22 protein-coding genes (1 of these 22 only partly in view) are annotated in these 24262 nt (G+C 59.6%); 8 read left to right on the top strand and 14 right to left on the bottom strand.

Annotated features, from left to right (window positions below):
• The first annotated feature begins 11 nt into the window (after positions 1-11).
• On the top strand, positions 12-2030 hold the full coding sequence (locus ROSERS_RS13970) for a hypothetical protein (protein WP_011957430.1): 2019 nt from the start codon (positions 12-14) through the stop codon (positions 2028-2030).
• Positions 2031-2231: 201 nt separating this feature from the next.
• Positions 2232-2471 (top strand): hypothetical protein, encoded by a 240-nt coding sequence (locus ROSERS_RS26080; protein ID WP_157041087.1) that lies wholly within the window; start codon positions 2232-2234, stop codon positions 2469-2471.
• Here ROSERS_RS26080 and ROSERS_RS13960 read toward each other — a convergent pair.
• Positions 2425-4065: an aspartate:alanine exchanger family transporter gene (locus ROSERS_RS13960; RefSeq protein ID WP_041335432.1), complete on the bottom strand. Its 1641-nt coding sequence runs from the start codon at positions 4063-4065 to the stop codon at positions 2425-2427. The genes ROSERS_RS26080 and ROSERS_RS13960 overlap by 47 nt on opposite strands.
• Positions 4066-4247: 182 nt before the next feature.
• Between ROSERS_RS13960 and ROSERS_RS13955 the strand changes: the two genes are divergently transcribed.
• The gene (locus ROSERS_RS13955) at positions 4248-4427 is read left to right on the top strand and encodes a hypothetical protein (protein WP_041333714.1); all 180 of its coding nucleotides are present in this window, start codon (positions 4248-4250) and stop codon (positions 4425-4427) included.
• A gap of 6 nt (positions 4428-4433) precedes the next feature.
• Here ROSERS_RS13955 and ROSERS_RS13950 read toward each other — a convergent pair whose 3' ends face one another.
• Positions 4434-4841 (bottom strand): response regulator, encoded by a 408-nt coding sequence (locus ROSERS_RS13950; RefSeq protein ID WP_011957427.1) that lies wholly within the window; start codon positions 4839-4841, stop codon positions 4434-4436.
• A gap of 142 nt (positions 4842-4983) precedes the next feature.
• On the opposite strand from ROSERS_RS13950, the gene ROSERS_RS13945 reads away from it, so the two are divergent.
• Positions 4984-6567: a hydantoinase B/oxoprolinase family protein gene (locus tag ROSERS_RS13945; RefSeq protein ID WP_011957426.1), complete on the top strand. Its 1584-nt coding sequence runs from the start codon at positions 4984-4986 to the stop codon at positions 6565-6567.
• Here the strand turns inward: ROSERS_RS13945 and ROSERS_RS13940 are convergent.
• Complete coding sequence (locus ROSERS_RS13940; RefSeq protein ID WP_232282609.1) at positions 6559-8031, bottom strand: ArnT family glycosyltransferase; 1473 nt, start codon at positions 8029-8031, stop codon at positions 6559-6561. The genes ROSERS_RS13945 and ROSERS_RS13940 overlap by 9 nt on opposite strands.
• Here ROSERS_RS13940 and ROSERS_RS25075 point away from each other — a divergent pair.
• The gene (locus ROSERS_RS25075) at positions 8030-8869 is read left to right on the top strand and encodes a carotenoid biosynthesis protein (protein WP_011957424.1); all 840 of its coding nucleotides are present in this window, start codon (positions 8030-8032) and stop codon (positions 8867-8869) included. The two genes, ROSERS_RS13940 and ROSERS_RS25075, sit on opposite strands and share 2 nt — an antisense overlap.
• Here the strand turns inward: ROSERS_RS25075 and ROSERS_RS13935 are convergent.
• The 6 genes from ROSERS_RS13935 to ROSERS_RS13910 form a co-directional block, all read right to left on the bottom strand.
• Complete coding sequence (locus ROSERS_RS13935) at positions 8751-9611, bottom strand: lysophospholipid acyltransferase family protein (protein ID WP_011957423.1); 861 nt, start codon at positions 9609-9611, stop codon at positions 8751-8753. The genes ROSERS_RS25075 and ROSERS_RS13935 overlap by 119 nt on opposite strands.
• Positions 9612-9728: 117 nt before the next feature.
• Positions 9729-12284 (bottom strand): VWA domain-containing protein, encoded by a 2556-nt coding sequence (locus ROSERS_RS13930; RefSeq protein ID WP_011957422.1) that lies wholly within the window; start codon positions 12282-12284, stop codon positions 9729-9731.
• Positions 12285-12296: 12 nt separating this feature from the next.
• Positions 12297-14126, bottom strand: coding sequence for a vWA domain-containing protein (locus ROSERS_RS13925; RefSeq protein WP_011957421.1), 1830 nt, complete (start codon positions 14124-14126; stop codon positions 12297-12299).
• Positions 14127-14129: 3 nt separating this feature from the next.
• Positions 14130-15053 carry a DUF58 domain-containing protein gene (locus ROSERS_RS13920; RefSeq protein ID WP_011957420.1) on the bottom strand — a complete coding sequence of 308 codons (924 nt, stop codon included), beginning with the start codon at positions 15051-15053 and terminating at the stop codon, positions 14130-14132.
• Positions 15025-16434 carry a hypothetical protein gene (locus tag ROSERS_RS13915; protein ID WP_011957419.1) on the bottom strand — a complete coding sequence of 470 codons (1410 nt, stop codon included), beginning with the start codon at positions 16432-16434 and terminating at the stop codon, positions 15025-15027. The genes ROSERS_RS13920 and ROSERS_RS13915 overlap by 29 nt, the downstream gene beginning before the upstream one ends.
• Positions 16434-17849, bottom strand: a complete 1416-nt coding sequence (locus ROSERS_RS13910; protein ID WP_011957418.1) for a peptidase MA family metallohydrolase — start codon at positions 17847-17849, stop codon at positions 16434-16436. The genes ROSERS_RS13915 and ROSERS_RS13910 overlap by 1 nt, the downstream gene beginning before the upstream one ends.
• Before the next feature lie 248 nt (positions 17850-18097).
• Here ROSERS_RS13910 and ROSERS_RS13905 point away from each other — a divergent pair, with 248 nt between their 5' ends.
• Positions 18098-18514: a hypothetical protein gene (locus ROSERS_RS13905; RefSeq protein ID WP_041333712.1), complete on the top strand. Its 417-nt coding sequence runs from the start codon at positions 18098-18100 to the stop codon at positions 18512-18514.
• 38 nt (positions 18515-18552) lie between these two features.
• Positions 18553-19524 (top strand): helix-turn-helix transcriptional regulator, encoded by a 972-nt coding sequence (locus tag ROSERS_RS13900; protein WP_011957416.1) that lies wholly within the window; start codon positions 18553-18555, stop codon positions 19522-19524.
• Here ROSERS_RS13900 and rpmE read toward each other — a convergent pair.
• The 3 genes from rpmE to rplU are packed head-to-tail and all read right to left on the bottom strand — an operon-like array spanning position 19506 to position 20428.
• The gene (rpmE, locus tag ROSERS_RS13895; protein ID WP_011957415.1) at positions 19506-19808 is read right to left on the bottom strand and encodes a 50S ribosomal protein L31; all 303 of its coding nucleotides are present in this window, start codon (positions 19806-19808) and stop codon (positions 19506-19508) included. The genes ROSERS_RS13900 and rpmE overlap by 19 nt on opposite strands.
• A gap of 10 nt (positions 19809-19818) precedes the next feature.
• On the bottom strand, positions 19819-20076 hold the full coding sequence (gene rpmA / locus ROSERS_RS13890; protein ID WP_011957414.1) for a 50S ribosomal protein L27: 258 nt from the start codon (positions 20074-20076) through the stop codon (positions 19819-19821).
• Entirely contained in the window at positions 20066-20428 is a 363-nt protein-coding gene (gene rplU, locus ROSERS_RS13885) for a 50S ribosomal protein L21 (RefSeq protein ID WP_011957413.1), read from the bottom strand. Before rplU ends, rpmA begins: the two co-directional genes overlap by 11 nt.
• A 217-nt stretch (positions 20429-20645) precedes the next feature.
• On the opposite strand from rplU, the gene ROSERS_RS13880 reads away from it, so the two are divergent.
• The gene (locus ROSERS_RS13880; protein WP_011957412.1) at positions 20646-23555 is read left to right on the top strand and encodes a GAF domain-containing protein; all 2910 of its coding nucleotides are present in this window, start codon (positions 20646-20648) and stop codon (positions 23553-23555) included.
• Positions 23556-23576: 21 nt separating this feature from the next.
• Here the strand turns inward: ROSERS_RS13880 and purN are convergent, their stop codons facing one another.
• Positions 23577-24230 carry a phosphoribosylglycinamide formyltransferase gene (gene purN / locus ROSERS_RS13875; RefSeq protein ID WP_011957411.1) on the bottom strand — a complete coding sequence of 218 codons (654 nt, stop codon included), beginning with the start codon at positions 24228-24230 and terminating at the stop codon, positions 23577-23579.
• Positions 24227-24262, bottom strand: partial view of a phosphoribosylamine--glycine ligase gene (gene purD, locus ROSERS_RS13870; RefSeq protein ID WP_011957410.1) — the 3' end only. The gene runs 1221 nt beyond the window's last position; 36 of the gene's 1257 nt are visible here — the last part of the coding sequence; its start codon lies beyond the right edge, outside the window; the stop codon is at positions 24227-24229. The genes purN and purD overlap by 4 nt, the downstream gene beginning before the upstream one ends.

Genomic DNA, 24262 nt, shown 5'->3' with positions numbered 1-24262 from the left:
AAGTGGGTCGTATGGGAATACTATCGCATGCCCAAAGTGCAGGACGATTGTTCTTGAGCGTTCAGCGCCGCTGGCATGTTATGCCGGTTATCTCACCACTTATAGCACTTTACTTTGTTGCGGTTATCGGTTTAGCGATCGTGTACCAGTTCAGCCCAGTTGTTGTGCTGAACATCGGTGACTCATACGCTCGACCGTATCTCCATCATTTCTATGAAAATGAAAGAAATACGCAATTTGATTTCGTCTATACGCGCGCACAGTCAACAATAGTTCTACCGGGGGTCGCTTCAGGACCTTACCTCGTGCGCTTGCGGATGAGCGGCTGGCGCCCTGAACCGCACCATGCACCGGTGCTCACCATTGGCTCGGGTGACGCGACAGTGACGTTTCCAACGTACAAGATGCCTGCGAATTATGACCTGCTTCTTCCGCCGACATGGGGCGATCTCAACATAACGTTTACAAGCGATCTGTATCGGCCTTCTGATGATGACCCCCGGCTTCTGGGCGTCGCAGTGGATGTAATTGAGGTGCAGGACGAGGGAAGATGGCCGCCACTGACAACAACCGTGCAGATGCTGATGGTGATCACCCTCGTCTGGTGGTTCTGGCGCCGTGTGGGTTTGCGGGGCGAAGTATCAGCCTTACTGACGGGCGGTATACTGCTACTGGGTCTTGTCGGACTATTTCACGCACGGTTGTTCGTCACAGTTGCGCTGCCTCACTGGCTTGCCACGGTTGGGCTCCTCCATCTTATTCTGTGGCCATGTGAGCGTCTGATACGGACGGTTCTACAACGTCATAGCCTCACTGTCAGCCGCGTCGGCTGGACATGGTTATGGTGCATGTTCGGTGCTGCCCTGCTGTTCAAAGTTGGTGGCGCGCTTTATCCGCACGCTATCTTTATCGACGAGCAACCTCATACGCAGCGGGTGCATATGGTGCTCGACGGACGATTTATCGAACTGTATCGTCCGGGTTTTACCTCGTTCCTGGGCGACACTGTTGGTCTCGAAGCAGGGTATCTACCCTACTCGCCGCTCTGGTATCTGATCATTGCGCTAATCCATTGGTTGTCGGGCATTGCGATCGGCGATGTCATGAATGGATTAAATGCTCTGCTCGATACCAGTAAAGGATTGATGATCTTCCTGATCGTCCTGAAGACACTTCAACGCGAACGGGCAGCGTTGATCGGATCGGGATTGTATCATCTGTTACCTATGCCTTACTTCTTAATGTCATGGGGAAATTATCCGACACAGTTTGGGTTGTGGGCTTCCTTGTTAGTTTTGACATTTTTGGTGCTGAATTATCATAAAATGCCAGAACTGCGCGATAGGTGGAGATTTGGCGTTTGGTTTGTGCTTCTGGTGTTATCTATTCTTTCTTACACTATTATCGGTTTTATGACATTTACTATGCTTTTCATTCTAATAGTATTCGGTATACTACAATGTTTTGATAAAAATCGTAGATTGATAACTGTCTTGTTTATTGGAATGGTATTGGCAGAAACATTTGTTTTTGCTATCTATCACGTGCAATTTACTTCATCTTTCGTAAATTCAACCATCCCGTCTATTTTCAATAATATCGTTTCTATGGCTGGTTCTGAGTTGAGAACCGACGTAGAACCACGTGAAAGCCCTTTAAGCAATTTTCTTGCCAATACCATTTTTCTGCGCAATCATACCACTGACCTCTTGTTAATCTTGATAATTGCCGGTATCGGATTGCTCTATCTTGATCGTCACGGTCGTCGGTACGCAGGACTGTGGAGCGCATGGTTGGGTATTTTCGTTCTTTACACCTTTGTCAGTGCATATGTGGCTGACATGGTGCTCAAGCATATCTTATTCGTCATGCCGCTGATGTGTATTAGTGCTGCCCTGGCGCTGGATATGCTTTGGAAACGGTGGCGATATGGCGGATCTATCACCATAATGGTGATACTGTTCTTGTGTGCTGTGACGGTCGAGCGCTGGTGGTTCTACCTCTTGATTAAGCGGCATGACCTGTTATAAGACCGGGCATATGAACAAACCCTCTCGGTCTTCATTCCTGTCGGACGCGAACCGGGAAGCGTGGATGTTCCCCGGAATGCAAGCGGCTTTGGACCGCAATCATTTGCAGTTGATCGCCGGGGGAACACGTACATCTGTGATACGATCAATCACCGGATTCAACAATTTGCTGCCGATGGATCCCATCGAATGACAATCCCTGTGGCTGAACCCCTTGTACCCTGGGATGTCGCCGTTGATGATGGCGGCAATATCTATGTGCTGGACGATACACAGGGAATGCTGGATCAGTATGATCATCAGGGACGGCTGAAGCGGCGCATATCGGTCGTTGTCACCCATCCACGAGGTTCGATGCATATCGTCAGCGGGATGCTCTACCTGTCACCGGTTCTCACCGCAACAATACCACAAGCGCCTGCGCCAGCAGAATCTTGGTGATCATCGCCATCGGGTAGACCGTCGTATAGCCGATGTTCGGCGCGTCATTCTTCGTTTGTTCGAGGGCGAAGGCAAGGACAGCCGGTTGGGTCTGCAAGCCGGCAAGCATTCCTATCAGCAGACTCATCGGAATGCGCAACAGTTTGTGACCGATCCACAGTGTCATGAACGCAATGCCGCACGTGATGCCCGCCCCGGCGCCAAAGAGCGCAATCCCGCCGCTCTGGGTGAATGTGCTGACGAACGCATAGCCGGAGCGCGTGCCAACGCCTGCCAGAAACAGCACCAGACCGATCTGGCGCAGGGTCAGATTGGCACTGTAGGGGATGTTCCACACCAGTGGCCCGGTGCGCTCACGTGCCCCAAGGATCAGCGCCACCACCAGTGGACCGCCAGCGACGCCGAGTCGAAAGACGGTCCCGCCTGGAAGCGGGATTGGGATCATGCCGATCAGAAGCCCCATCGCCAGTCCCAGGCTGAACGTGAGGATGTCGATCTCGCTCAGCGCACGGTATGAATCGCCGAAGAACTCGCTCACTTCGTCCATGCGTTCCCGCAGTGCCACGACCCGCACGCGATCACCGAGTTCCAGCACGGTATCGCCGTGGGGCAGCAGTTCTATGTCGCCGCGTCGCACGCGCGTGACGAGTGCACCGTAGCGTTGTGGCAATTGCAGGTCGCGCAGGGGGCGCCCAACGACCCGCGGATTGGAGACGAAGATCCGCCGGAAGTCGAGTTTGCTGCGATCCAGTTCCAGGCGTTCCGTTGTCATCTCGCCAAGGAAGGCTGCCGCTTCGGTCACTTCCTCCTCTGTACCGATCAGACTGACCAGATCGCCGTGCTGCAAACGGGTTGATCCATCGGCGAGGATCATTTCGCCATTGCGCAGCGTTCTGCCAAAAATGACCCGCCACTGTTTGGCGCGCAGCAATTCATCGATGGTCAATACACTGATCTCCGGGCGCATGATACGCACCGTTCGGTTGACCAGCTTCTGCCCTACCGCGCCAAGATCGCGCAGACTCTGAGTTTCGGCGGTATAATCAACATGCCACATACGCTGGAGTACGGCGATCGTGATGATCATCCCGATCACGCCGATCGGGTAGGCGATGGAATACCCTACCACCGGGTCTGCCAGCAGCCGATCACGTGTGTCGGCAGGCGCGATGATCTTGATCTGCTCCAACACGGCAGCCAGCGCTGGCGTATTGGTCAGGCTCCCGGCAAACAAACCGGCGGCGACGGTTGGACGCAACCCGAAGGCGTACTGCACACCGACGACTGCCAGTGCTGCAATGATCAGCATCCCGACGATCAGCAGGTTGTCGCGCAACCCTTTTCGCCGGAATGAGGCAAAGAATCCTGCGCCGCTGCTCAATCCAATCGTGTAGACAAACACGACCAGACCAAGCGTATAGATGACCTCCGGCAGTTTCAGGTCTGGATCGAGCGCGCCGATTGCCAGACCGGTGAACAGAACGGCAGCGACGCCGAGACTGTGTCCGAAGAGACGGACGCGACCGAGGGGATAGCCGATCGCGGCGACGATGAAGAGCAACAGCAGCGTATTGCTTTTGAGCAGTTCAATCAACCAGGCCATTGCCGTGCAACTCACACAAAAAGAGCGCCGCCCGCTTGTGCGGCGGCGCACAGGGAAGCATGCAACCAGTCCGCGCCGATTATACGCCGATTGTCGACTCTGGACAAGTAAATCCAGAGCGGTGCGCTTCTGATGGAGGGTCCCGTTGTTGCCAGAAGAACAGAGGAATTGCTATGCCAGAAAAATCACCAGGTTGGGAAGGAACGATCCTGGCGTTCGTCATGATCGCAACCGTGCTGATAGGAGTCGCCTACAGCATTGCGCTTGTCTATGCGATACCGGTTCCATGGGCGATTCTGCTGATTATTGCAGCAATTGCCGCACTCTGGTTGCGGCGTCGGGGGAGAAAGTAGTGTTGCTTACGAAGGACTTGCGCCGATTTCGTTCTCGATAGCAGGGAGCAGATTGCGTGCGAGGGAGACGAAATCTTCGATCAGGAATGGCTTGGCAATATATCCGTTGATCCCGACGCTCTGCGCATCACGTTGCAACTTCGGGGTATCGTATGCCGTGAACAGCACCGTCGGCAGATCGGGTTTTGCCTGTCTTATCGTTATAAGTAATGACAATCCATTCATCCCGCGCAAATTATAGTCGCTCATCACCAGGTCATAGGCATGCTGGTTGAACAATTCCAATCCTTCTTCGGCGGAGTAGGCGATGTCGAGCAGGTACGGCACGCCAAGCGTTCGCAATCCAAGTGCAATGACGCTGGCGATTGTGCTGTCATCTTCGACGAGCAGGATGCGGAGTGGTTGCCTGACCATGGTAACACCCCTCTTCGGTAATCGAGACGGGTATGATGTGTGTTCTGGCGCGATGAAGGCGGGGATGTAACGATCTGAATTCTACTTCTCTTCTTTGTATGGTACCATAGAAAAAGTAAAATACAAGTGACGATGTTCTCATATGTTTTCATTCTCTTTTGATCCTGCTGTTGATCCCGTTGATCTGGAAGTATTCCGCAATCGCTGTGCCGCGATTGCCGAAGAAATGGGAGCGGCGCTCGGTCGGAGCGCACTCTCAACAAATATCAAGGAGCGACGCGACTTTTCGTGCGCGGTCTTTGACGCTCAGGGGCGCATGGTGGCGCAGGCGGCGCACATTCCTGTGCATCTGGGGGCGATGCCGCGCTCGGTCGAGGCGGCGCTGGCGCGCGGCACGCTCGCTCCGGGTGATGTCGTGGCGCTCAACGATCCCTACCTCGGCGGTACGCACCTGCCCGATATTACTACCGTTGCTCCGGTGTGTGCCGACGGCGTGCTGATCGGCTATACGGCGACGCGCGCTCACCACGCCGATGTCGGTGGTATGACCCCCGGTTCAATGCCAATGAGCCGTGAGGTGTACCAGGAGGGGTTGATCATCCCGCCAACCCTTCTGGTGCGTGGCGACACCCCCGATGAGTCGGTCATCGGGTTGATCTGTCGCAACTCACGCACCCCCGATGAGCGACGCGGCGATCTGGCAGCGCAACTTGCCTGTCACCGCATCGGCGCACAACGCCTGGCGGAACTGGCGGAACGTCACTCCCCCGCCTGGGTAGCGCGCCACATGGAGGCGCTCCTGGCGTATGGCGAGCGCCATATGCGCGCAGTGATCGCGGCGATCCCAGATGGAACGTATACGTTCGAGGATATGCTGGACAACGATGGCGTTGACCTCGACCCGCTCATCATCCGTGTGCGCATCGACATCCATGGCGAGACCGCAATCGTAGACTTTTCAGGAACAGCAAAGCAGTGTCGTGGTCCGCTCAATGCCCCACGCGCCGTCACCGAGTCAGCAGTGATCTACTGTTTCCGCTGTCTCGGTCCGCCTGATATGCCGTTGTCCGCCGGCGCATATGCGCCTCTCGACGTTCGGATTCCCGAAGGGTGTATGCTGGCGCCGCGCCCTCCGGCGGCAGTTGCAGGGGGAAACGTCGAAACGGCGCAGCGGGTCGTCGATGTGGTGTTTGGGGCGCTGGCTCAGGCGTTGCCCGACCGTATTCCGGCTGCTTCGGCGGGAACGATGAATAACTGGACGTTTGGAGGAGTCGCGTCGAATGGCGCATCGTTTGCCTACTACGAAACGCTCGGCGGCGGAATGGGCGCCCGCCCGACGCTTCCCGGTCTCAGCGGCGTGCAGGTGCATATGACCAACACCCTCAATACGCCTGTCGAGGCGCTGGAACGGCAGTTCCCGCTCATCGTTCGTCGCTATGGATTGCGACACGGATCAGGCGGCGCAGGACGAATGCGTGGCGGCGATGGTCTGGTGCGTGAAGTTGAGTTCTGCGCGCCGGTGACGGTCAGCCTGCTGAGTGAACGGCGCGTCTACGCCCCGTATGGCTTGAACGGCGGCGCTGCCGGGTTGCGTGGACGCAATGTTCTGATCCGCGACGGGGAAGAGCGTCTGCTGCCTGGCAAAACGACGGTCGAGATGCTTCCCGGAGATGTTCTGCGCATCGAAACGCCTGGCGGCGGCGGGTTTGGCGCGCCTCTACGGTGACCAGACGTACAGGAAGAATGTCATGGCGCTGTACGGATTGCGCCATTCGCGTATGCGTTTGAGTTCAGGGAAGCGCCGTTCGATATCGAACGCTACAATCTCTTCGGCATCAAGCGCTATGTAGAGCGGGCGCTGTGCTGCCAGATCGCTGAGTTGTTGTCGGGCGTCGGTTGCCTGCATATCGATGTCAATGAATGCAATACGCGGATCATCGTTCAGATAGATCGTGGGTCCGAGGTGAATAAGGCGCGTTTGCAACGGGCTTGCCAGAATGATGCTGCCTGATTGCTCTGCCTCGGTACGCAACTGGTACACAATCTCTGCCACATGGTAGCCTGCTGTCCACGTTTCGACATACTGATGGCGATCAGCGGTCGTCAGGGGAGCATATGCCGGATTGCGGATGTACTGGAAGGCAAAGAAGGCGCCCCACAGGCACGTGACCAGGGTCAGCGCCGCGCTGATGCCGCGCAGGGCTTTGCGACGTTGTCGGTGTTGACTCAGGCTCAGTCCTGCGGCAAAAAGGATCGGAACCCACACGGGCAGGATATAGCGGGGATAGAGGACGCTCCCGATAACGGCAAGCGCCAGACAGAACAGACCGGCGGAGAGAAAGAGAAACAGGTGCTGTCGGCGTGTCTGGGATGTCGCCAGACCAATGCCAGCAATCATAAGCGCCGACAGTGGCATGGCAATCGTGATCCACTCGCCGATTTGATACAGGTTTTGTCCCACACGCTCAATCTGGAGCATCAGATTGAGCGCACCAACTTTGTGGCTCTCAGCGCCGCCATAGTTGAAGGGTGCAAATGCAGCAGGCGCCAGCAATGTGACGATCAGCGCGGTGCGCACCATCTCCCACCGCCGATGCTGCTGTTCAGGCGGCATCGTGTGTATGAGCATGGTCAAAGCCGGGAGCGCGAACAGGAACACTCCAGGTAGTTTGACCAGACTGGCAAGCGCCACGAGTGCGCCGACACCCGCCGCATGCCAGCGGTGTGGGTTTGACATCTGATTGAGGCGCAGACTCAATGCCAGCACAAAACTGGCGACGCTGGCAAGCATCGCGTCGGGAATCGCCAGCAGGTCGTGGACGATAGCCAGCGGTGAACAGATGTAGAGAAGACCGGCAAGGATGCCTGCGCGCTGATCGGCGACCATCTTTCCGCTGAGCCACAATCCGATGACGGTCAGCCAGCCGCACACGACCGAAAGGAGCCTGCCGCTCACGAGCGGATCCAGTGGCAGATGCGTAAGCGCGGCAAGCAACAGTTCATGAATAAGTTTGCCATCGTGAATCGTAGACAGGAATTGGTCGGGAAAATGTTGGGCACGGGAGAGATACACCGCTTCGTCATTGAAAAGGGGAATCGCCATCAATCCCGGCAACCGTGTGGTGAGGAAGAGTATGCAGAGCAAAAGGAGTGCAGATCGTTCGTTGCGTTCGCTGGTATCTCCGTCCATGTCACCATCACCTGTGTTTCGGATGCTGTCCCTGGTGTGTTTTTTTGCGTACTGTGCCGTATTTCCCGGTTCGACCGTCACCGTTGCGCTCGATGCCGTTCCAGCGTGGGGTCTCTGGATGGGCGCTGCGATGCTGATTGTCCAGGGGTTGGCGGTTATCTTCTGGGCACTGGGGATGTATGGCGCGCGTGGCGCACTGGCAGTCGGGCTGGCGGCGGTACTGGCATGGGCGGTCGAGCATATCGGTGAAACAACAGGATTGCCGTTCGGTCGCTACCAGTATACCGATATGCTACAACCGCAGATACTGGGAGTCGTGCCGGTTCCAATCACGCTTGCCTGGTTGATGGCAGGTTTCGGGTCGTGGCAACTGGCGCGCCTGACCCTGGGTGTACGCGGCGGACGTATCGGGCTTGCGACGCTCACCGGTGTGTTGATCGTTGTGCTTGATCTCCAGATCGAAACGGTTGCTACACTCATTAACAACTACTGGTTCTGGATCGACGGCGGTCTGTACTATGGTGTGCCGCCACAAAACTTTGCCGGTTGGTGGGTGGTCGGGTTCCTGATTGCGCTTGTCGTTGCAACGATCCTGCCCCAGAACGGCGAGAACGAGTCCGACCGCGTGCCGCTGTCGCTCTTAGCGCAGCGCGAGCGCATCGTCGCATTCGTCTGGCAGTATGTACCCGCCCTGCTCTTTATCCTGAGCAGCATCTTCTTCACTGCTGCGAATCTGGCGCGCGGGTATCCGCTGGCCGGTCTGGTTGGCGTGATCTTCCTGATAGTCGCTGTATGGATCGGCGCCACACGGCGACAACGTCATCCCACACGCGGTTAATGCCGCGTCGTCCGCGAAGCAGGGTGCGGTAGGCTTCCAGACGTTCTTCGTTCACCTCGTCGCGCAGTGCGTCGACTGCAATGGTCAGACGCGTCTGCACCAGACTCACGATCATCTCTTCGGGGAGTGTCGGATCGCAGGTATGGGGCGGACCCACGCGAATGAATGCTTCGGGGCGCTGTTCGCCGCGAAACTCGTAGCGCAGCGCGATGGGCCAGAAGATCACATCCCCCACCTGCCTGGCGATGCGCGCTACTCCGGGATAGACCTTCAACGGACGACGATCGTTCGGCACGATCCGTCCCTGCGGCAGTATCCAGAGCATGCGGTCACGTCGTTCGCGCAACAAACGACTGATGTAGGCAATCGACCGCTCCGCCTCGCCGGGGCGGCGCCGGTCGACCGAAAATGCGCCGCACCAGGTGAAGAACCGGTACACGCGCAACTGCTTCTCTTCCATCATGATATAACTCTGGAACCGCTCGTTGAGCACGATCTTGTCCACCAGGAACGCCATATAGCCGTCCCACCATCCTGGATGGTTCATGTAGACAATAACCGGGCCCTCGGCAGGATGGGGAACAGGACCCTCAATGGCAATCCAGACCCGATCGAACATCGAGCGACAGGCGGGCAGCACCAGTGTGCGATAGATCAATTCCTTCCCGACTGCGTTGCGATTCGCAGGGATGGCAGGAGTGGCGTTCTGCAGGACAGTCGCCTGCGGTTCAGTGGTGCGCATATGAAACGCTGCGGAGTGTGAAGGTGTCGATATGACAGTTCAATTGAATAATACCATATCCGGCTGGCGTTATGTGGAAAACTGGCTGTAGAGACAGGGGAGTGGTATCGCACGCTTTCAGCGGGTGAAGCGCTGCGGTAGTCGTAACCACCCACGCCGTAGCGCGATCTCAATGATCCAGAGAAACGCCGCAAGACCGATCAACCAGGGCCACAGCCCGGTATCCGGCGCCCGTTCAGCGCTAAGAGGAACGACGCCCGGCGTTACGAGCGGTCCGCCGCGGAGCGCTGTTCCGCCAGTGATGGCGCTGATGTCGTTCAACAGCCGCGCGCCGGCCTGCGGATCGGCGGGAGGCAGGTATTCATCGGGGTAGCGTTGCACATAGCCGATCTGCGCCGAGCGCACCTCATTCCCCTTTTGCTGGCGCACTTCGATTGCATACGAACCGTCGGTCGTCAGGGTCAACGCCTGTTCGTAGCGTCCGGGCGCTGTCTGACGGAGTGTAATCAGTCGGGATGAACCATCCGGCAGCACGATCGTCGCCTGGGTATCCGCCAGGTCTAGCGGTCTGCCGCCCGGTGCGACGGAGTCGGCGACGATGCGCACACTATCGCCGTCACGGATGGCGCGCACTTGAAGCGGACCGCTATCCGGCTCAGGGAGAGTGTAGCGAATCAGTTGCGCCCAGAAACGACCGTAATCGGGCCAGTTTGACCAGTCGGCAGCCCATGGCGCTTCTGCACCAGGCGTCCACGCAGCGGCGCGCCCAAGCCCATACTGCCAGACAGCGAGCACCGGGTCGCCATCAGGGGAACGGAGCACCAGATCGGCGCCGGGCTTCAGAAGCGTGGCCACATATCCTTTCAAACCGGGGATCTGCTCCGGCGCGAAGTCGCGCAACATGGGATGCGGAGCGGTCTGCTCGGCGCGGAAATCGCCCTCAACCTGCGGTTCTGTGCGCACAATTTCGCTCTCGAGCAGCGTCAGGCGCGGAATATCGTTTGGTTCGGCGGCGTAGTGATACCGCCCCGCCCCCCAGCGCGCCAGTTCCTGGAGCAGATTGATGTCGGCGTCTGTGCCGATGGCAATCGTCGAGAGGGTGATATTCTGGCTGCGCGCTTCTTCGAGCAGCATCCGATATGCCTGTCGGTCGTCGGTGAACGAACGACCATCGGTGAGCAGCACTGCGTGGCGCACCCGTCCGGGTTGCTGCGCCAGTGCTGGCAATCCCTCCTGGAGTGCGTTGTAGATGTCGGTTCCGCCGCCAAGCGGCAGCGTGCTGATGCGGCGCTGCACATCAGCCAGGCTCAAACCAACGCCGACCGGCTGAAAATCAACCACCCAGCGGGTCGAGACATCGAATGCCAGCACGCCGATGCGATCCTCCTGGCGGAGCGACTCGGTCGCCATGATGGCGGCTTCTTTCGCCATCGTGAATTTGGAGATGCCGGTTTCGGGTCCCATGCTGGCAGATTGATCGATGATCAACAGCAGGGTCGTATCCGAGCGTTCTGGACGTGGGGGCGGGGTCATTTCGACCGGCAGTGTTTCTTCCAGGGGAGTGTTCTTGTAGGCGCCGAGCGTAAAACTTGATCGTCCGCCAATCGCCAGTAAGCCGCGCCCTTCGCTGCGGACAAATTCGCGCAACGTCGCCATCTGGTCGAAGGTCAGCGCGCTTGCAGGCACGTCGATCAGTACAATTCCTTCGTAGAGACCGAGCGCCGAGATCTGGGCGGGGAGCGCCGTCGGATCGGCTACATCCGCAATGACGCCTGCTTCACGGAGCGCGCCTCGCAATGGTGCGCTGATAGCGCCGTCTGATCCTTCCACCAGCAAAATACGTGGCATTGGGGCAACGAGCATAGCTGCACCGGCGCGATTGTTGCGCGCAAGCGTGTCGGGCTGACCGCTGATCGTCGCCTGGAGGCGCAGAATGCCCGGCTCACCGGCGCGACCGGTGTACAGGTAGGTGTTTTCGCCGGGCGATAGACGCACCTGCTGCGTCACCATACGCTCATTGCCAGCGGTGATCTCCAGTTGCACACCGGTAGCAACGGTGCTGACCATCACGATTCGGGCGGTAAACTCCTCCCCTTCGCGCAAGGTGGCTGGCGTCTCAACCGTTGCAATCCAGAACTCGGACAATGCTGGCGCCTGATACTGTTCCGTATCGACCGGGATACCGGCAAGCGCCAGCGCCCGCGCTTCGGCGAGTGCGTCCCCCCTGGTCTGAAGACCGTCGGAGAGCAGCACCACCCGACCGCCACTGGCGCCGATCAACCCGCGTGCTGCACGCAGTGCAGCCGCGATGTCGGTCTGATCGCTGCGTAACGTCCCGCCTTCTGCCGCCACGGTCGCACCAAAGGTGATAATCTGCACGGGGGTGCTGCTACCTGCGGCAAGCGCCGCTGCACGCGCACGGAGTGTCGCCTTCCCCTGATCGGTCAGGCTGTCCGATTGGTCAACCAGCACGACGATGAGCGGTGCAGCGGCGGTCTCAATTCGCCCGTGCAGCATAACGGGATTCGCCAGTGCAACGATAATGAGCGTGACAATGGCAACCCGCAGCACGAGCGCCATTGCCGGCAGGCGACCGCGTCGCCAGAGCCAGCCGCCAATGATCAGGGGCACGAGCATCAGGAACGCCAGAAACTGTGGATTGCGAAGGATCATCAGTGTCAACCTTTACCGGCGTCGTAACACATACACCCATTCAATCGCCAGAACGATAAGCGCAGCGCCGGCAAGCCAGGGCCACAGATCGATCATATGCTGTCCAGACGCGCTCCCGGGATCATTTCCGGGCGCGCGCAACGGCGGTGCGCTTTGCGGGCGCAGGTTCGATTCGATCGCTGCGCCCGCGTTGACGCCCACTATGCCAGCGAGAACGGTGGCGCCGCCACGCTGTTCTTCCACTGTATAGAATCCAGGTTCGATCAGGGTATCGAGTGTGACGACCGATGCAACCGGCGCTTCGATGCGTCGGTCGTCGGGACTGCGGATCACCAGTGCCGTTGCGCGTGGATCAGGTCGGATCATCAGCATTTCGCCAGCACGCACCGCCTGTGGCAACGGCGGTGGCGCCAGGTCGCGCACCGTGCGAGCCACCAGAAGCGGGAACGCCAGGCGTGTCGTCAGGTTGCCACCGGCAAGATCGAACGTCCAGATCGCAATTTCATGACCCTCGGTTCGCCCACGCAGAATCAGCGGCAGGTCGCCGGATGCCAGCAGCACTTCAGCCCATGGTGGTGGCTCGATCCGCCTGACAGCATTGAACACGACACCGCCAAAACCAAGCCCTTCCAGCGTGCTGCCGCGTTGACGCAGTGGCGCTCCGGCATCGAGGGGTTGAAGATCGGACGTCACGCGCAGCAACGATGAATCTGGCGGTGGTGCAATCACCAGCACCGATCCCTGGGGCCAGGCATCGGGGAGAAAACCATCGAAGATCGTCAGATCGGCGATCGCGCGCTCAGATGTGGTCGCATAAGCAGCAGGGGTCGTGGCGACGACAGTGACGCCGGGGATAACTTCAAGAGCGCGGCGGAGAGCCGCCGGTTGGTTCGATACCAGGATCACCGTGATTGGACGCCCCTGTGCCACGCTCAGATAGGCGGAGTCGTCCTGCGGCAGCGCGTCGCGTCCATCGATCACTGCGCGCAGCGTCTCCACGCCGCCCGGCAATGTCCAGCTGATTTCAGTTTCGCCGTTTGGCGCAATCGTGACCTGTTCCTCCGCCAGCACCTGATTACCAGAAACGATCCGCAGCGTCCCGTTGAATGGCGCGGTGTCGTAACTGGCAACCCGCGCATACACCTGGATGCGACCTCCCCAGGGACGACTGGCAAAGGCGATAATCGCGCGATTGGGAACCGCTGAACCGATCTGCACCCACTCCACTGGTACCGCGACATCGCGCGCCGGTTGTGGCGGCAATGCCCCATCGGTCACCACAACAATCCGTCGGCTGAACTGCGGGTCGAGAGCGGCTTCCGCCAGCGTCAGCGCCTCGTTGATCGCCGCTCCGACGCCGCCGGGTCGCAGGGTGTCGAGCGCTGCGGTGAGAACGAAGGGATCTTCGCCCGATACAACAATCTGCGCCCGGGGTCCGGCAGCGATCAGCGTGATCCGGTCGCCAGGAGATGTTGCTGCGATAAGGGTGCGAGCGCGTTGTCGCGCCTGTTCGAAGCGGCTTGCCCCCCCATCGGTGGCTGCCATACTGCTCGAAGTATCGATGATCAGCGCAGTATGACGTGCGTCGGGGGCGAGCGCACCCGCGATCTGCGGTCCTCCCAGCGCGAAGCCAAGCAGCGCAGCAACCAGAAGATGCAGCAACAACAACAGCGTCAGCGGCAGACGACGACTCCGCTCACCGTCGATCCGGCGAGGAAGATGTGCCCAGAGCAACAGACTCGGAACCGGCACGCGCTGACGTCGTTCGCGCAGCAGATGCAGAAGCACGATGATCGGTAGGGCGAGCAGCGCCAGTAATCCGAGTGGCAACAGAAAACTCATACGCTATGTCAGTATCTGGCGTGCGCGCAGATATGGAATAATCTGTCGCTCGAGCGGCCACGTGCTGAGCACACGCGCATATGTTGCGCCTCGTCGCCCGCAGATCGATTCGATCGTCCGCTGCCAGGCGGCAAGATTACGACGGTAGTGTGCAATTGTCTCATCATCAATAATCAATGGCAGGAGTTTACCCGTCTCAACATCTTCAAGCTCGATGGGACCGAGACGTTCAGGGTTCAGTTCGCGCGGATCGAGAAGATGGATCACGAGTGTCTGCCATGTCGGTGGTGGGTACGCGCGTAATCCCTCCTCAAGCCCTTCAGGCGCAAGCAGATCGGAACAGACGACCAGCAACCCTCCGCGTGGATGGTGGCGCGCATACGTTTCGAGCGCCGATCTGAGGTTGGTTTCGCCGCCCGGTTGCACCTGCTCGATGAACCGTAACATCTCAATCAGGCGCGATTTTCCCTGTGCCGGTCCGAACTCACGGCGCACTGCGGCATCGAATGACGTCACATGAAGCCGATCATTGTGCGCCAGCGCCAGATACCCAAGCGTTCCGGCAATCAATTGCGCAGCGCGCAGTTTGGCAGGAGACCCCCATGCCATCGAGCGCGATGCGTCCAGCAGCAGATGAATAGTAACATCCTGTTCGATCTCGCCCAGTTTGACGAAGAGTGCATCCTGGTGCGCATACACATTCCAGTCAACATAGCGATAATCGTCACCGACACTGTACGGGCGATGATCGCTAAAGATAGACGTGGGCAGCAGACGATGGCTGAGATGTGCGCCGCCAGATGGGCGACCGCGCAGGGTCCGCTGCGCCTGCAGGCTCAGCCGTTCCAGGCGGCGTAGAAAGGCTTCATTGAACAGCGGCGGTATCTCCGCCTGCGGTTTAGGGCTGAAAATATTCCCGAACCACATCGCGTTCGTCGAGGGGAATGCGCAACGGGTCGGCGCCGATTGCGCCGCCTGTGCCCGACTCCCCGCCAGAGACTGTTCCGACGCCACTTTGCAGGGAAGCGTCTGGATTGTTGATTACGCCAGTACCCTGCCCGCCGCCCTGCGCCTCAATTGTCACCGGTTGTCCTTCAACGCCGAGGCGTCCAGCAGGAGCGATGGGGCGTTGTTCGCCGGAGGGGTTGTTGCCCGCTGCACTTCCAGGCGCGCTCTGCTGGTTTGCGCCATCTGCACCGGATTGTCCCGGTTGACCGCCAGGGGTGTTCGCCTGCCCCTCGCCCGGCTCATTCGATGATGGAGCACTGGCAGACGAAGATTGCCCTAATCGATCAATTGCCTGCGCCAGTTCTTCGAGTCCCTGAGCAGCACGCTGCTGACCGGCAATATCGCGCGCCGATTGACGCACCTGCCCGGCGAGCGCCGGATCCCGCTGTTCGATAGTGCGCGCCGCGTCCTGCAACGCACGTCCAATCGCCTGCCGCGCTTCTTCGGACAGTGCGCCCGCCTGATCGGCAAGTTCACGCAAGCGTTGCGCTGCAGCTGCGGTATCGCCACGGTCAAGCGCATCGGCAACCGGTCGCGTTGCGCCCAGGTCACGCAGCGCATTTGCCAGCGCTTCGAGCGTCCTGGGGTCTGCGGCAGATTGTTGTGTCGTCTGAGCCGGGGTCGAAGCAGGTTGTTGATCACCGGCGGCGTTTCCTGGTCGGAAAGGCATCATCTCCTCGCCGGGATCGAGCGGGATGAACTGATCACTGCCGGCAATCGGACCGCCGTCGTCCGCCGGGAATGGCAAAGGGAGCGTGCCTGATGGAGGCAGCGCCGGCAACGATGCCACCGATGGATTGAGCGCCATCCCGCTGATGCCTGAGAGCAGCAATAATCCACCCGCCACCAGCGCCAGCGCCAGCAGAGTCAACAGATCAGTCCATGGTGCCGTCTGACGCTGATTAATGTACCACTGCACCTGCTGCACTGTGTGAGTCGATTGATCGAGCAGACGCACCGTCATTGGCGAGAGTTGCCTGCCGCTTTGAAGCATCTCGACCGCAGTCGCCAGTTGCTCATTGAGGCGGAAGCGTCGGTCGAGGCGACGAGCCGCGTCTGTCGGGCGCATTGGCGGGCGCAGCAGGGTGATGAGTGCAATACCCACAATGGCGAGGGCAACGGCTGTCAGCGTCTGCACATCGATCTCCAGGTTCCAGAGCAGCCGTGCACCCATTCCGACGCACCACACGCCGATCGCAACCGACACCGACTGAAGGACAGTGCGAAGAGCGCGTCGCGCCCAACGTTCGGTTGCCAGGCGGTGCAACTGTTCTATCAATGGATGATGGCGTTCCGGCATCACCAGACCTCCGCCTCGCGCACAACCAGGCGGCGCGTTACGCCGACAGTGATACCTCCCAGCCCGACAAGGAGCAGCACCAATCCGGCGAGAGTCTGCACACGGTCGATTTCAGCGCGCAGTTCAAGGGCGCGCGCAGCGTGTTCCTGGTTGCCGAGTGAGAGAAACTCAGACGCCGCCAGATCGGCAACAGCCCGCGCATCGGCGAATGTTCGCCAGTCTCCGGCAAGGGTCGTGGCCTGTTCGAGCAGTTGGGTGGCGCGCAATCCGCGATTGGCGATTGCCGCATAGACGCGCAGCGTCTCGATACGGTCGGCATTGTCGAGCGCAGTGTAGGCTTTGAGCGCGCGCTGCGCGAGATCAGACGCCTTTGCGTACTCCTGCGCCTCGAGCGCAGTGCGTGCCTGGCGTGCAAGTTCTTCGGCGGTCAGCCCCAATTCGCTTCGCCTCAGTAAATCCTGGGCGCGCGTCAATACATCGTTCTGTTGGGTATTGCGCAACCATGGGATCGCCAGTTCCAGTTCGCGCCTGGCTTCAGCATAGCGACCTTCCGCCACCAGCGTCTCGACAGGAGTGAGATCGTACTCAGTGAGCGCATTATGGCGAAACCCGCCTTCGAGGTACGACGGCAACCATTCGCGCCACATACGCTCCAGCTCAGTCGCAGGCGTGCCATACACCCGTTCGAGCGCCGAGCGATACCCGCTGCTGCGCCCGCTCACGGTTATAAACTCGCGCAGTTTGACGAACGAATAACGCTCGACCAGGAACGCAACGATGGAGAGGGTTTGCGGATAGCCGATCTGCGGACTGCCATAGATCTGATCCCGATCATCGAGCGCACTCCAGGGAAGCAGTTCATCGCGCTCCAGCGCCTGTCGCAATGCCGTTACCTTACGTTCCAGTTCCGGTGAAGGGCGCTCGACATACTGAGCGATGCCTTCGTGGAAACCGACATTCAGACGATTGGCGGAGAGTTCCGCCAGCACAATATGGGTCAACTCATGGCGCACATTGTTCTTGATCTCTTCCGGTGATTGTGCGTTTGTCTGATCAAGAATGACAACCACCTCGTTCCGGCGGAAGTCGGCATGCGCAATGATCCCGCGAATCGGCGCTGCCAGCGGATTGGCTGTATCATACGCGCGGCGGTTCGGGTAGAGACGCAACGTGACCGGCGTCGGTACGGCGTGACTGAAGATCGATGTTATTTCGTCGTACACCTCATCGACGAATGTCGCATACTCCTCAGCATGCGCAAGATCGCCATCAGCGTAGAGGATTGCGAAGCGTTGCGTGCGCAGCTCATACCACTGTGGCAGCGTCGCCTGAGCCTGAACCGGCGCTGGCAGCGCATAGATCGCCAGAGCCAGAAGAACGATTGTTGCTGTCAGTAGACGCGCCAGCACGCGCATACGCCTCTCCCCGGCATGGAACGTCGCGTGAGATCCAGCAGAAATGACTGAACATGAAGAAGTCTACCACAAGACAACGACTTCTGCCTGAGATGATGATGAGAAAGGTTGAAAAAAGGTGCATCGTGCACGTCATAAAGCGTACAGGAACACCCTGTCTCCTGGAGTCTGCATAGCAAACCATCTGTGATCGTTGCCGGTTACGTGCTATAATAGCGAGCAGGAGTTTCGAGGTGAAAGGTCGTTCCATGCCATCACAATCGCGTTCACAACGTCGTCGTCAGCAACAGCGCGCCCGGTCGCAACAGCGCGCGGCGCCTGGGCGAACCGTAGAAACACGTCCATTGCCCGATGAAGCTGTGACGGAAACCCCGGCTCTGACCGAAGGTGAAGCGGTGCAGTCTCCGGTTTTAGCGCACGTGCCGGCATCAACCGTCTCCAGGCAACTTCCGCCTGCTGCCGCTGCAAGTCGCGCGTCAACCGAACGTGAGACGGCACTGAGCGCCTCATCGCGTCGGCAGCGACGGGCAGCACGCCCTGCGCTGGAACCGGTCGATTACTCGCTCGATTACGAGATCGCCCGCCACGATCTTCGCCGGATCGCAATCCTCGCCACACTCCTGCTCGCCGCAATGGTAGCGCTGCGTCTGTCCGGATTGGTCTAGCAGTCTGGCGCCAGGCAGTCGCTGAACCGGACGTCGTCATGTCAGATCGGTCCCGGAGCAAAGCGGCGCGTTTGCGCCGGATAGAACATCTGCTCTACAATGCTATTGGTGGTTTGCGCGTCGTCGATCTTGCTGAACGGTGCGGTGTTGATCGGCGCACCATCTACCGCGATCTTGCTGCGCTCGAAGAAATGGGCGTACCGGTATGGCAGCAGGGGGGACGCTACGGCATCGAGCGCGAGACCTATCTCTCAACGGTGCAATTGAACCTCAACGAAGCGGTCGCGTTGTTCTTTGCGGCACGCCTGCTTTCGCATCATAGCGACGAGCACAACCCACATGTCGTGTCGGCATTGCAGAAACTCGCTGCGAGCCTTCCCGACACGACCGTTTCCACCCACATTGCACGGGTGGCCGATCTCATTCGCGCGCGAGCGCGGCGAACGGAGTATATTCGCATTCTCGAAACGATCACCCGCGCATGGGCGGATCGGCAGTGTGTCGATATCCGCTACCGTGCGATGAACGGGGAGACGACGCAGCGCGTGATTGAGCCGTACCTGCTGGAAGTAGCGCGCAGCGAACCGGCATCCTACGTCATTGCTCATGATCGACTGCGTGGCGCGCTGCGCACATTCAAACTCGAACGCATCGAGCAGGCGACGATCCTCGATGAAATATACACCATTCCTGAGAACTTCGACCCCTATGCGCACCTGGCCTCTGCATGGAGCATCATGAACGAGACCGAAGTGGAAGTGCGGTTACGCTTCACCGGTGAGGCAGCCCGTCGGGTGCGCGAGAGCGTCTGGCATCATAGCCAGCAGGTTATTGATCGCAGCGACGGCGACTGTGATATGATCTTGCGGGTGGGAGGAATTCGGGAGATTCGCCAGTGGATCCTGAGTTGGGGCGGGGATGTCGAAGTGCTGGCGCCCGCCGCGCTGCGCGAAGATATTCGGGAGCAGGCGCGGCGGATGGCGGCGATCTATCACGCCTCTTCGCCGTAGATTTCCTTCAACAGGCTGCGCTTCTTTGGTTCGGGCTTCTCGCGTTCCGCCCGGCGGCGCGCAATTTCCGCTTGCTGATCCTGACTCGTGCGCAGGCGGCGCATGAAGCGGTCAACCTGACCGGCAGTATCAACAATGCGCTGCTCGCCGGTATAGAACGGATGGCAGCGCGAACAAACATCGACACGCATGTTCTGGCGGGTGCTGATCACGGGCCAGACTGTTCCACACGTGCCGCACACCACCTGCGTGTTATAGTTCTGGGGATGAATACCCTTTTTCACGGATGCGCTCCTACTCTGTAGCGTAGACACTCACGCGCTTCTGGTTGCGCGAATGCTGCTCGAAGGTGACAACGCCCTCGATCAGCGAATAGATCGTATAATCGCGCCCAAGGCCAACGTTGTTGCCCGGTTTGATCTTTGTGCCGCGCTGGCGAACGATGATCGTCCCCGGTTGGACGCGCTCACCGCCAAAGCGCTTGACACCCAGCATTTTCGGGTTGCTGTCGCGCCCATTGCGTGAACTGCCGACCCCTTTCTTATGCGCCATTGGTCTCTCCTTCCATACTACCCGTCACATGCTGCTCATCGGCATCGACAATAATTTTGCTGATCGACACGCGCGTATATTCCTGCCGATGACCCGTGCGGCGGCGGTAGCGTTTCTTATTCTTATAGCGGAACACAACGATCTTGTCACCCTTTATGGTTCCCAGAACGGTCGCCACCACTTTCGCGCCATCGACGGTTGGCGTCCCGACTCGCGGCTGCTCACCGCCGATCAACAGCACATCACCGAGTTCGATTTCGCTTCCCGGCTCGGCGTCGAGCAATGCAATATCGAGCGCCTGCCCTTCCTCAACGCGGTATTGCATCCCGCGGTCGCGTACAATAGCGTACACTGCCCTGCTCCTCAACCTGTTGGGCGCGAGTATGGGCGCCCGTCGTCACAGACAAGAAGAAGAGAGTGGCGAATCCACTCTCTTACACTCGCTCGCGCTATTATACCAGAGTGAGGGCGCAGCGTCAAACACGTTGCATATCGCTCCAGCAGGATATACAATAGCGAGTGGAACGTGCAGGTTCGCGCGTTCGATTCCGCTCCTTTTGTGCGGTGGTATGACCGAACTGGCACACATCCTCGTGGTCGATGACGACGCCAGTGTGCGTCGTATGCTTCAGATTCTCCTGTCCAATGCCGGGTATCGCGTGTCGCTCGCCACCACCGGCGAAGAGGCGCTGGCGTACCTGGAACTCGTCACCCCTGATCTGGTGTTGCTGGATGTGGCATTGCCGGGGGTCAGCGGTCGTCAGGTGATGGAGCGCATTAAGTCCGACCCGGATCGTCCGTTTATTCCGGTCATCCTGGTCACCGGGCATAGCGATCCAGAGGCAAAAGTTGCGGCGCTCGATGCCGGCGCCGACGATTTCCTGGTCAAACCGGTCGATCTGGCTGAACTCCTTGCGCGGGTGCGCGCAATGCTGCGGTTGCAACGCAGTCAGCGCTCGCTGCGCGCCGAGCAGCGGAAAACCGAATTGTTGTTGCACCTGACGCGCGAACTGGGAACGACGCTTGATCTTGATCGGTTGCTCACCCAGTTTCTCAACCGGCTCGCCGATGCCGTCGGTGCGGTGCGCGCCAGCATTCTGGTGCTTGCCAGCGACCAACCGCGCCTTTTCTCCAGCACGCGCAACCGCCCAACCATTCCATTGACCGACATTCTCGGTCAGGGTGTGGCCGGGTGGGTGCTGCGCGAGCGACAACCGTTGATTATCAATGATACCCGTGACGATCCGCGCTGGATCGCGGTGAATGCCCAGCAGCGCGCAGTGCGAAGCGTCGCCGCTGTGCCGCTGGTGCGCGAAGGGCGCGCCCTTGCCGCGATTACGCTGGTGCACCATACTCCCGGCTATTTTGGTGAGGAGCATCTGGAATTGCTGAATGCTGTGGCAGCACAGAGCGCAATTGCGCTCGAAAATGCGGAACTGTTCCGACTGACCCGCATCCAGCGTGATCTGCTCGAGCGCCGCGCCGAGGAACTCCAACGCATCAATCAGATCAGTCGCTACCTGACCGAGTTGATGAGTCCGGATCAACTGCTCCGCCTGGTGGCGCACCTGATCCATCATACGTTTGGCTATCCGCTGGTCGCTGTCGTGCTCCAGGAGGAGGACCGTCTGGTGCTGCGCGCCGCCGCAGGCAACCGCGCCATCGAACAGGCAATCGGGCAGGTGACGCTCTCGGAAGTCAGCGCTGCCGGACAGGCGATTCTGCGCCGCGAACCGTATCTTATCGCCGATACGCTTCAGACGGAACTCGCAATGTCGGCGGCTCTTGATCGCAGCGTGCGCTCGGATCTGGCAGTGCCGATCCAGACGGCGCGCCAGGTCTTTGGCGCTCTGGCGGTCATGTCGCCTGTGCCTGAAGCGTTCGGCGACGCCGATATCCGGCTTCTTTCGACACTGGCAAGCCAGCTGGGCATTGCGCTGGATAACGCACGCCTGTTCGATATGGAGCAGCGGCGCGTGCGTCAACTCGGCATGGTGAACAACCTGTCGCTGGCAATGACGGCGCGCCTGGATGCAGCGGAAAATCTGACCATCGCCGCGCGCGCGATTGCTGCAATCTTCGACGTTGTCGGATGTGGCATCGTCCTCACCGATCCGGGCGCCCATGCCATGGATAGTGCGGTGCATGCCACCGATAGCATCAGGAATCGTCTCCCCTGGCGCGCGCTTGCCGAAACGATCTCGCTTCCCGCTCCCCGTGTGCTTCCGGTGAGCGATGAGCGCCTGGCTGGATGCGCAACCGAACTTGTGGCGGCTGGCGTTACGACGCTGGCAATCGCGCCGCTGCTGACAGGAAGCCGGCAGATCGGGCTGATTGTGCTCGATGTCAGCGGTTATGAACGGCAGTTCCAGGCGACCGATCTCACGCTGCTCGAGACGGTTGCAAGTTTGCTGGCGCAGGTGATAGAAAACGCTCGTCTGTATCACGAGGTGGAAGACGAACGCTCGACGCTGGGCGCCGTGCTGCGCAGCGCTGCCGATCCGATTCTGTTGATCGATCCGCACAACCGGTTGCTGCTGGCGAACCCGGCAGCGGAGCAACGCCTCCACCTGACAGCCACGTCTGGGAGCTCGCTCGATCAGTTAGTCGAGAATCGCGATCTGCTCCGTGCGTTGAACGGCGCTTCCGACAATGGTCAACCGATGGTGGAAGTCGCTCTGCCCGATGGCGCGATCTTCAATGTCAGCGTCGCGCCGGTGCGCGGCGCCGATAATGCGTTGATCGGGCGCGTGGCAGTCATGCAGGATATTACTGCGATCAAAGAACTTGAGCGTGCTGAACAGGAGCGCCTGCGCGCGACGTTTCGACGCTATGTGTCGCCCCAGGTGGTCGAAGAGGTCCTGGCGGGCGGCGGAGAGTTCGGCGCACCGCAGGAGTGCGATATTGTGGTGCTGTTTGCCGATATACGCGGCTATACCACGCTCGCCGAAGGTCTGGCGCCGCATATCCTCGTCGAGGAGATCCTCAATCGCTACTTTACCGCAATGACCGAGGCGCTCTACCGTCACGGCGGCACGGTCGACAAGTTTCTGGGCGACGGGTTGATCGGGGTGTTCGGGGTGCCTATCGCCCGTGATGACGATGTGCCCCGTTCGTTGCGCGCAGCGGTCGATCTTCAACTGGCGTTCCACGATCTGCGCAACATCTGGCGTCGCACCCTTGGTCTCGATCTGGGGATGGGCGTGGGGGTCGCTTACGGGTCGGCGCTCGTCGGGACGATTGGATCACCGCAACGCCTCGACTACACCGTGATCGGAGATGTTGTCAATACGGCGAATCGCCTGAGTGGACTGGCGCGCGCCGATCAGATTATTGTGTCCCATCGTCTGATCGATGCACTGCCGCCGGATTGTGACCTGCCGTGGCAGTTGCGTCCAATCGGTCATGTCCAGCTCAAGGGGAAGCAGGAAGCGCACCTGGCGTATGAAATCGTGTATGAAGTGCAATGCCACGTCTGATGATCGTGCGACCACATCCTGTCATTGTCGCCCTTCCCGCACCAACCGCGCCACAACCTCGACGATCAGACGGTGCTCCACGTCTTTGATGCGTTCGTGAAGCGTGGCTTCATCATCACCGGGCAGCACCGGCACTTCGGCGCGCGCCAGCACCGGTCCATCATCAACCGCCGGAGTGACCCGATGAATGGTGCACCCGGTGACCGGCAGACCAAGCCGGATCGCATCAGCAACGACGTGTGCGCCACGGAGCGCTGGAATAACGATGCCGCGCGATGTGACAAAGGTATCGCCGCCGTCGTCGGGGAGCAGCGCCGGATGTTGATTGATGACCCGGTCAGGAAATCGATCCAGAAATACCGGTGAGAGCACGCGCATAAAACCGGCAAGGACGATCAGGTCTGGCGCAAATGCGGCGACAACGTCCGCCAGGCGACGTTCCCAGGCGGCGCGCGCAGCAGGATCGCGCGGATGCCGCAGCGGTATGAAGGCTGCGGCGACGCGGCGCTTCAGAGCGCGCTGCAACCCGTAGGCGTCGGCGCGGTCGCTGACAACCAGGACAATCTCCGCATTGCCGAGGTCTCCCGCCTGCTGCGCGTCCAGCAGCGCCTGAAGGTTCGACCCGCTCCCGGAGATCAGCACAGCAATCTGGTAGGGTTGCGCCGAAGCGCTCATTGGATCGCCCTCGCGCCAATGTCGCGGCGGTA

The organism is Roseiflexus sp. RS-1 (assembly GCF_000016665.1).
GTDB lineage: Bacteria > Chloroflexota > Chloroflexia > Chloroflexales > Roseiflexaceae > Roseiflexus.
Note: the sequence above shows the minus strand (reverse complement) of the source record. Positions and strands in the feature narration are given on the sequence as shown.